This is a genomic window from Arthrobacter sp. Dra40, assembly GCF_059091905.1.
This window is the reverse complement of record NZ_JBNHHB010000225.1, coordinates 1-7,997: the sequence shown is the minus strand read 5'-3', so window position 1 is coordinate 7,997 and position 7,997 is coordinate 1. Positions and strand designations below refer to the sequence as shown.

At 66.8% G+C, this 7,997-nt stretch carries 8 protein-coding genes; all 8 read right to left on the bottom strand.

Annotated elements, in window-relative coordinates:
- Positions 1 to 207: 207 nt before the first annotated feature.
- Positions 208 to 1,761: a ribosome biogenesis GTPase Der gene (gene der / locus AC5RWT_RS31960; protein WP_494083730.1), complete on the bottom strand. Its 1,554-nt coding sequence runs from the start codon at positions 1,759 to 1,761 to the stop codon at positions 208 to 210.
- On the bottom strand, positions 1,754 to 1,900 hold the full coding sequence (locus AC5RWT_RS31955; RefSeq protein ID WP_494083729.1) for a hypothetical protein: 147 nt from the start codon (positions 1,898 to 1,900) through the stop codon (positions 1,754 to 1,756). The genes der and AC5RWT_RS31955 overlap by 8 nt, the downstream gene beginning before the upstream one ends.
- Before the next feature lie 120 nt (positions 1,901 to 2,020).
- Positions 2,021 to 2,725 (bottom strand): (d)CMP kinase, encoded by a 705-nt coding sequence (cmk, locus tag AC5RWT_RS31950; protein WP_494083728.1) that lies wholly within the window; start codon positions 2,723 to 2,725, stop codon positions 2,021 to 2,023.
- Entirely contained in the window at positions 2,722 to 3,840 is a 1,119-nt protein-coding gene (locus AC5RWT_RS31945; RefSeq protein WP_494083727.1) for a prephenate dehydrogenase, read from the bottom strand. Before AC5RWT_RS31945 ends, cmk begins: the two co-directional genes overlap by 4 nt.
- Before the next feature lie 3 nt (positions 3,841 to 3,843).
- Positions 3,844 to 5,154 carry a pseudouridine synthase gene (locus AC5RWT_RS31940; RefSeq protein ID WP_494083726.1) on the bottom strand — a complete coding sequence of 437 codons (1,311 nt, stop codon included), beginning with the start codon at positions 5,152 to 5,154 and terminating at the stop codon, positions 3,844 to 3,846.
- 59 nt (positions 5,155 to 5,213) lie between these two features.
- Entirely contained in the window at positions 5,214 to 5,846 is a 633-nt protein-coding gene (scpB, locus tag AC5RWT_RS31935; protein ID WP_494083725.1) for an SMC-Scp complex subunit ScpB, read from the bottom strand.
- Complete coding sequence (locus AC5RWT_RS31930) at positions 5,839 to 6,777, bottom strand: segregation and condensation protein A (RefSeq protein ID WP_494083724.1); 939 nt, start codon at positions 6,775 to 6,777, stop codon at positions 5,839 to 5,841. The genes scpB and AC5RWT_RS31930 overlap by 8 nt, the downstream gene beginning before the upstream one ends.
- Positions 6,777 to 7,667: a ParA family protein gene (locus tag AC5RWT_RS31925; protein ID WP_493967309.1), complete on the bottom strand. Its 891-nt coding sequence runs from the start codon at positions 7,665 to 7,667 to the stop codon at positions 6,777 to 6,779. Before AC5RWT_RS31925 ends, AC5RWT_RS31930 begins: the two co-directional genes overlap by 1 nt.
- Between the last annotated feature and the right edge of the window lie 330 nt (positions 7,668 to 7,997).

Below are 7,997 nucleotides of genomic sequence, written 5' to 3'. Positions count from 1 at the left end.
AACCTGCGACCCCTTGACCCCCAGTCAAGTGCGCTACCAAGCTGCGCCACAACCCGAAGCTCCGCCTTCATGCATCCGGCGGAACCACCTCAAATACAATACAGCATTTTTCTCCGCGCCATGACCACCGCCTTCACCGCCGTGCCGCCCCTTGGGGGCCGGCCCGAGGCTTGGGCTGCCGGTGACGGCAGCCCAGGGTCCGCGGCATCAGTGCTTGCGCGACCGCTTTTCGCGCACCCGCATGCTGACCTCGATCGGGGTGCCTTCGAAACCAAATGTTTCCCGCAACCGGCGGGTGATGAAACGACGGTACCCCGGGTCCAGGAAACCGGTGGTGAACAGCACGAACTTGGGCGGCCGGGATGTTGCCTGGGTGCCGAACAGGATGCGTGGCTGCTTGCCGCCACGCACCGGGTGCGGGTGGGCAGCCACCAATTCGCCCAGGAAGGCATTCAAGCGCCCGGTGGGGATGCGCTTGTCCCAGGACTCCAGGGCACGGTCCAGCGCCGGTACCAGCCGGTCCTTGTGCCAGCCCGTCTTCGCCGAGATATTCACGCGCGGAGCCCAGTCGACGTGTGCCAGGTCCTGCTCGATCTCGCGTTCGAGGTAGCGGCGGCGGTCGTCGTCCAGCAGATCCCACTTATTGAAGGCGAGCACCAGAGCCCGGCCGGAGTCGATGGCCAGCTGCAGGATGCGCACGTCCTGCTCGCTGAGCACTTCGTCCACCGCCAGCAGCACGACGGCGACCTCCGCCTTCTCGAGCGCGGCCTGCGTGCGGAGGGAGGCATAGAAATCGGCGCCTTGCTGCATGTGTACGCGGCGGCGGATCCCGGCGGTGTCAACAAAGCGCCACGTGCGCCCGCCCAGTTCGATCATTTCGTCGACCGGATCGCGGGTCGTGCCCGCAAGCTCGTCAACCACCACCCGTTCGCTGCCGGCCAGCTTGTTCAGCAGCGATGATTTGCCCACGTTCGGGCGGCCGATGAGCGCTACCCGGCGGGGCCCCCCGGTACGTTCCAGTCCCCCATACGCGGAGAACTCCGGCAGCACCTCCATGACGGCGTCCAACATGTCGGCCGTGCCACGGCCGTGCAGCGCCGATACCGGGTACGGTTCGCCAAAGCCGAGGCCCCAGAGGGTGGCGGCTTCGGCTTCCTGGGCCATGTCGTCCACTTTGTTGGCCACGAGGATGACCGGCTTCTTCTTGCGCCGGAGCATCTTCACCACTGCTTCGTCGGTGGCTGTGGCCCCCACATTGGCGTCAACGACCAGCAGGACGGCATCGGCCATGTCCACCGCGATTTCCGCCTGGTCGGCAACGCGGGCATGGATGCCGCGGGCGTCGTGCTCCCAACCGCCGGTATCCACCAGGGTGAAGGGGCGGCCGTTCCAGTGCGCGGAGTAGGAGACGCGGTCACGGGTGACGCCGGGGGTATCTTCGACCACGGCCTCGCGCCGGCCCAGAATCCTGTTCACCAGCGTCGACTTGCCCACATTGGGCCTGCCCACGATCGCCAGCACCGGGGCCACCCGCAGCGGTTCGTCCTCGGACACGGGTTCGGTGGCCGCGGCCAGCAGTGCGGCGTCTTCGTCGTCAAGATCGTAATCGGCCAAGCCGGCGCGCAGCGACGCGGCACGCAACTCGGCTTCGTGGTCGTCGAGCTCAAGCATGTGCTCGGCGATCCGGTCCTCGCCCGCCGGACGGTATTCCTCGTCTGCCGGCCGGTCCGCCGGGGAAGATCCGGGCTGGGTCTCACTCATCGTCTGTTCCTTCTGGGTAGGCGGCGAGCCGAAAGTCGTCGCGGGCATTGATGGCCGAAAGCGGCTGCCCGGTGAACGCCACACTGTGCCGGACACGGCCGGACAGCTGCCGGCGGATCTCTTCGGCTGCAGTGTCCATTGAAACACGGCCAGGCACCGAGGGGTGCCTCCAGTAGGCCTTGGGGGTGCCGAACGTCACATCGACAGGCCGGGCCGTCACCCCGGGCGTTCGGCGCCGGTGATTGCAGGGTGGGGCAGGCTAATGTGCGGCATGGCGCACGACGGCGAGCACCGCTGCCACTGTCTGTTCGAAGTCCAGATCGGACGAATCCACGGTGAATACACCGTCGGCGGCCTCCGAGAAATTCACGACCGTCGAATCCTTGGCGTCGCGGGCGAGCACCTGCTCGTGCAGGGCGGCGTCGCTTTGTGTTCCACCCAATTGGAGGCCGCGCCGGCGCAACCTCGCCTCTTCGCTGGCGGTCAGCAGCAGCCGCACCTCGGCGTCGGGCGCTACGACTGTGGTGATATCGCGGCCCTCGGCTACGATTCGGCGGCCCGAATCCGCAATGATCTGCTGCTGGCGGCGAACCAGCTCCGCCCGCGCCCCCAGCGTGGTCGCCACAGCGCTGACCGAGGCGGAAATCGACGGCTCCCGGATTGTATCGGTGATGTCGGTGGAGCCGATGCGCACGTACTCATCGTCCGGATTGGTGCTGATCTGCAGGTCAACTTCCCGGCACGCCTGTTCGACGGCGGCCGCATCCGCCAGGTCCACGCCGGTGTTGACGCAGTACCAGGTCACGGCACGGTACATGGCACCGGTGTCGAGGTAGGAAGCGTGCAGCCGGCGTGCTGTTTCCTTGCTGACGGAGGACTTGCCGGAGCCCGACGGCCCGTCGATGGCCACCACCAGCGCTTTGCCCTGCCGGTAACGAGCCATGTCCACTTCCGCCGCGCTCATTGCACAACCTTCCATCCGTGTGAGGTTAAGTAATCGATCAGTTCGTGGCGCTTGCTGGGCAGCACCGCGATCTCCGCCAGTCCCACTGGCTGCCCGGCAGAGTGCTCCAGGCGGAGGTCTTCCAAGTTGATGCCCACTTCGCCGATCTCCGTGAGCAGTCGGGCAATCTGGCCGGGCGTATCGTCGACCAGCACCGTCAGCCAGGCGAACGCCTGCGGAGGGGCCCCGTGCTTGCCCGGAATCCGGGCCTGGCCGGCGTTTCCTTCGCTGATCAGCTGCGCCATGTCCAACCGGGCGCCGTCGGCCTCCGGATGCTCCAACGTCGTGATCAGCCGTTCGAGGTCTTCGCGGACGCCGTACAGGATGTCCACGAGCCGCGAGGCGTTGGCACCAAGAATCTGTACCCACAAGGCAGGATCGCTGGCAGCGATCCTGGTAACGTCGCGCAGGCCTTGGCCGGAGAGGGACAAGGCATGCGCCGGGGTGTCCTGCAGCCTGCTGGCCAGTAGCGAAGACATTACTTGCGGCAGGTGGGAGATCAAAGCGACCGAGGTGTCATGCTCGTCCGCAGACATCCGGGAAGCCACCGCCCCCAAATCGATCGCCAGCGCCTGCGCTGTTTTCACGGCACCCGGCAGGGACATATCCGAGGGACACAACACCCACGGCATCGAGGTGAAGATCTCGCCGCGGGCGGCGACCGGGCCGGACTTCTCGCGCCCGGCCATCGGGTGTGTTCCGACGTAGCGGCCAAGGTCCGCCTGGTCCAGGTCCGGGTCCTTGACCAGGGCCTCGAAGACGGCAGTCTTGACACTCGCGATATCGACGACGACGGCATCGGGGTAATCGCGCAGGGCCCGCGACACCACGGCAGCTGTCACATCCGGCGGTGCCGCAACAACTACCAGCTGCGGTTCCACCGTCTCGCCGGGCGGCAGGATCCGCCCGGCACCTATGTCCTGTGCGACCGCCTGCGCGGACGGTGAAGGGTCCGAGAGCAGAACATCGATTCCGTGGGCACGCAGGCCAAGGCCAATGCTGGCTCCGAGCAGTCCGGTCCCGATCACCAAGACCGGCCCGGACAAATGGGTGGCCTGCACATTCGCCGGATTCACTGGCTACATCCCCACCAGGGCCAGCAGGTGTCCGACTTCCTGGCGGCCCAGGGCGCGGACGCTGCCTTGACGCTGGTCCCCCAGCCGGATGGGGCCGACCTGGATCCGGACCAGCCGTTCCACCGGGTAGCCCACGGCGTCGAACAACCGGCGCACGACGCGGTTCTTGCCCGAATGCAGCACAACTTCCACCAAGACGTGACCGGGCGTCGAGTCGACCAGCTTGAACGAATCAACCGACGATACGCCGTCTTCCAGCTCGATCCCGGCCTTCATCTGCGCGCCGACGCCGTGCGGCATGGGGCCGCGGACCTGCACCAAGTAGGTTTTGGGCACCTCGTAGGAGGGGTGGGTCAGCCGGTTGGCCAGTTCACCGTCATTGGTCAGCAGCAGCAGCCCTTCGGTGGCCTGGTCCAGCCGGCCGACATGGAACAACCGCTGGCCCTGTTGGGGCTTGAGGTAGTCGCTGATGCAGGGACGTCCTTCCGGGTCCTCCATGGTGGAGACCACGCCCTTGGGCTTGTTGAAGACCAGATAGCTCATCGTTTCGTCCATCTGGACCCGGATGCCGTCTACATGGATAACCGCGCGGGACGGGTCCACCCGCACGCCGAGTTCGCGAACGGTCACGCCGTCCACTTCCACCCGGCCGGCCTGGATCAGCTCTTCGCACACGCGGCGGGAGGCGACACCGGCCCCGGCGAGCACCTTTTGCAGGCGCACGCCCTCGGGATCGTGCAGTTCGGACGCTGCTCCCGTCCCCGTGCGCGTGGCCCGTCCCGGCCGGCTCACCGGGCCGAGGTTCTGGCCGAATCGCTCCCTGCCAAAGGGCTGCGGCCCGGCCGGACGCTGGGACTTGGCGCCGCGTGCCTTGCCCGCACCGCTCTTGCCGGCGGCTTTGTTGGCTCCTGCCTTGCCTGTGCCTGGCTTTCCTGCTCCCGGGCCTGCCGTCGAGGGTTTGCGCGTCCCCTGCTTGCCGGCACCGGGCTCGGCCGGGCCCCGTCGGGCACCCGGTTGGCTGGCGTTCTTACCGAAGTCATTGCGGGCCTTGCCCCGTCCGTCGCCGGCACCAGAGCGGCTGTCCGGGGTACCGCCGCCGTAACGGCCTGAGCCGCCGCTGGCGGTTCGGTCCGAACCTGCGGCACTGTTGCGGCCGGCGCCGCCGGTACCGGTCCCGTGACCGGTACCGCCGCGCCCCTGGGCGGAGCCGCCCTGTGGGCGGCGCTCGGCATCGCCTGAGCGGCGGCCGTCGCCGGGACGGTGTCCGCCGCGAGGATTGTTCCGTCCGGAGCCGGAACGAGGCGGTTGTGTCATGGTGGATCCTTACCCGTAAAAACTACTTCAATGGTCTGCTGCTGCCGCAGGCCGGCAGCCTAGAGCGAAGCGTCGTCGTACTCGGACAGGTTTTCCAGCCCCGGCAGATGCGGGGCGATCTCCGGCAGTTCGCCGATGCTTCCTATCCCCAATCTTTCCAGAAAATACGAGGTGGTCCTGTACAGGATGGCTCCGGTCTCCGGATCGGTGCCCGAATCCTCGATCAGTCCGCGCTGGGTGAGCGTGCGCACCACGGAGTCAACGTTGACTCCGCGGATGGCCGAAACCCGGGCGCGCGAGACCGGCTGCCGGTAAGCGATGACCGCCAGCGTTTCCAATGCAGCCTGGGTCAGCCGTGCGGTCTGCCCTTCCAGCACGAAGCGGGACACCAGCGGCGCAAAATCGCTGCGCGAGAAGATCCGCCAGCCGCCGGCTATGTTGCGCAACTCGAAGCCCCGCGGTGCCGCGGCGTGCGGGCCGCCGGCGGAGGCTTCGCCGTCGTAATCCTGCTGCAATTCCCTCAACAGGGTGTTGACCGTCTCCACGGGCAGGGCCAGCGCTGTGGCCAATTCAACAGCCGTGGCCGGTTCATCGATGACCATCAGGACCGCTTCCAGGGCAGCCCGGGGGCCGCCGGGCAACTGCTCCACGTCGATTTCCGGCGCGGCGGCGTGCTCCACAGGATCAGTCATCGGGTCCCTCCGTTTCGCCGGCTGCCGTCTCCGCTACCGGAGCGTCTTCATATTCTTCACTGAGGTTTTCGCCGGTCCACTCCGTGTCCGGACCAGTCCACCGGACCGTCAGCTCACCGAGCGGGGCAGCCTGCTCAAAGGCGATGACGGCGTCCCGGAACATCTCCAGCAGCGCCAGGAAGCGGGCAACCACCACGAGCGTGCTCTGGGCATCAGCGGTCAGCGCGCGGAACGACAACGGCCGGCCGGCCTTGAGGCGCGCCCCGAGGATGGCAGCCTGCTCCTTGACGCTGACTGGCGGCGCATGCAGGTGTGAGAGCCCGACCTGGGTCGGGGCCGGCTCTTTCGGTTCCTGTGCTTTGGCGGCCAGGGCAGCGAACTCGGCCAAGGGCGTGCGCCAGATGAGTTCGGGCAGCAGCGCGGCAAACTGCGGTTCCAGCGAGACCTGCCGTGGAAAGCGTTCGGCTTCGCGGGCAAGGCGCTGCCCCAGCAACGCCGCGATCTCCTTGAAGGCCTTGTACTGCAGCAGCCGTGCAAAGAGCAGGTCCCGGGCCTCGAGGAGGGCGATGTCCTCGTCGTCCTCCACCTCGCCGGTGGGCAGGAGGCGGGCGGCCTTGAGATCCAGCAGGGTCGCCGCGATGACGAGGAACCCGCTGGCTTCGTCCAGGGCCTTGTCGTTTCCGTCGGCCTGCAATCGGCGGATGTAGGAAATGAATTCGTCGGTGACGCGGGCCAACGCCACCTCGGTGATGTCCAGCTCGTGCTTGGAAATCAGCCCCAACAGCAGGTCGAACGGTCCGCTGAAGTTGTCCAGGGTGACGGCGAAGCCCGCCGGCTTCCCGCCGTCACCCGGCCCCGGAACGGCGGGCAGGGAATCCTCCCGGGTTCGCAGACCACCCGCCGGCGCCGTCGCTGCCGGCGCCGGTATCATCAGGGAGCGCCGCCGCGCGCGATGAGCTCCTTGGCCAGCTGGCGGTAAGCGGTTGCACCGGCGTGGTTGCCGGCATAGCTGGTGATGGGCTCGGCGGCGACAGTGGCGTCCGCAAACTTGATTGTCCGCTTGATCACTGTCTCGAAGACCTTGTCCCCGAATGCTTCCAGCAGGCGGCCGATGACCTCCCGGCTGTGCAGCGTCCGGGCGTCGTACATGGTGGCCAGTACGCCGTCGATCTGCAGGCGCGGGTTCAGCCGGTCTTGGACTTTTTCGATGGTTTCCACCAGCAGCGCAACGGCGCGCAGCGCGAAGAACTCGCAAATCAGCGGAATGATCACACCGTGGGCTGCCGTCAGGGCGTTGACGGTGAGCAGACCCAATGACGGCTGGCAGTCGATCAGGATGACGTCGTAGTCGTCCTCGACTTTGCGCAGCGCGTGGGCCAGGACCTGCTCGCGGGCAACTTCGTTGACCAGCTGAACTTCAGCGGCGGAGAGATCGATGTTGGCCGGCAGGAGGTCGATATTCTCAACGTCGGTGGCTTGGATCGCTTCACGGATATCGGTCTTGCGGTCCATGAGCACGTTGTAGACGGTCAGGTCCAGCTCATGCGGATTCGTGCCGAGCCCCGCGGACAGCGCGCCCTGCGGGTCGAAATCGACCAACAGCACCTTGCGTCCGGCCTCGGCGAGGGCGGCACCCAGATTGATGGTGGACGTGGTCTTGCCGACGCCGCCCTTCTGGTTGACCATTGCCACGATCCGCGCGGGACCATGTGAGGTCAGGACGGGCGGCTCAGGGAACTCGGTCAGCGGGCGGCCGGTGGGGCCCAGGACATCCTCGTCCGCTTGCCGCAGAGTGGTTGTCGAACCTTGTTCGCTGCTCACGTATCAAACCCAGCTTCCATCGTTTCGCTGCCGTACCTCTTCCTGACAAGGTTACAGCGCACCCTGTGCCATCGATCGGCAGGACGCTGATGATCGGCGAGCCTTTAGCTTCAAGTTGAGGTCTAAGGTTTGGCCCATGTTGCGGGCCCTTTCAGCCCTTTACCCCGCGTCCGGGACCGGACACCTTCCGAGGGCACGCAGGCCCGCCCCGCCGTACGTCGACTCCCACAAGCCCGGCAACGCCGCGTGCGGGCCACGGCCCAGCTCACTCTGTATACAGAACTCGAAAATACGTGCCGATTTCGGCCACCAGAGCTCTTCTGTGTATAC

What these genes read in the sequence shown, in the direction of transcription:
- der (WP_494083730.1), bottom strand. Translation starts at nt 1,761, where the DNA reads ATGAGTGAGACCCAGCCCGGATCTTCCCCGGCGGACCGGCCGGCAGAC.
- AC5RWT_RS31955 (WP_494083729.1), bottom strand. Translation starts at nt 1,900, where the DNA reads ATGGACACTGCAGCCGAAGAGATCCGCCGGCAGCTGTCCGGCCGTGTC.
- cmk (WP_494083728.1), bottom strand. Translation starts at nt 2,725, where the DNA reads ATGAGCGCGGCGGAAGTGGACATGGCTCGTTACCGGCAGGGCAAAGCG.
- AC5RWT_RS31940 (WP_494083726.1), bottom strand. Translation starts at nt 5,154, where the DNA reads ATGACACAACCGCCTCGTTCCGGCTCCGGACGGAACAATCCTCGCGGC.
- scpB (WP_494083725.1), bottom strand. Translation starts at nt 5,846, where the DNA reads ATGACTGATCCTGTGGAGCACGCCGCCGCGCCGGAAATCGACGTGGAG.
- AC5RWT_RS31930 (WP_494083724.1), bottom strand. Translation starts at nt 6,777, where the DNA reads ATGATACCGGCGCCGGCAGCGACGGCGCCGGCGGGTGGTCTGCGAACC.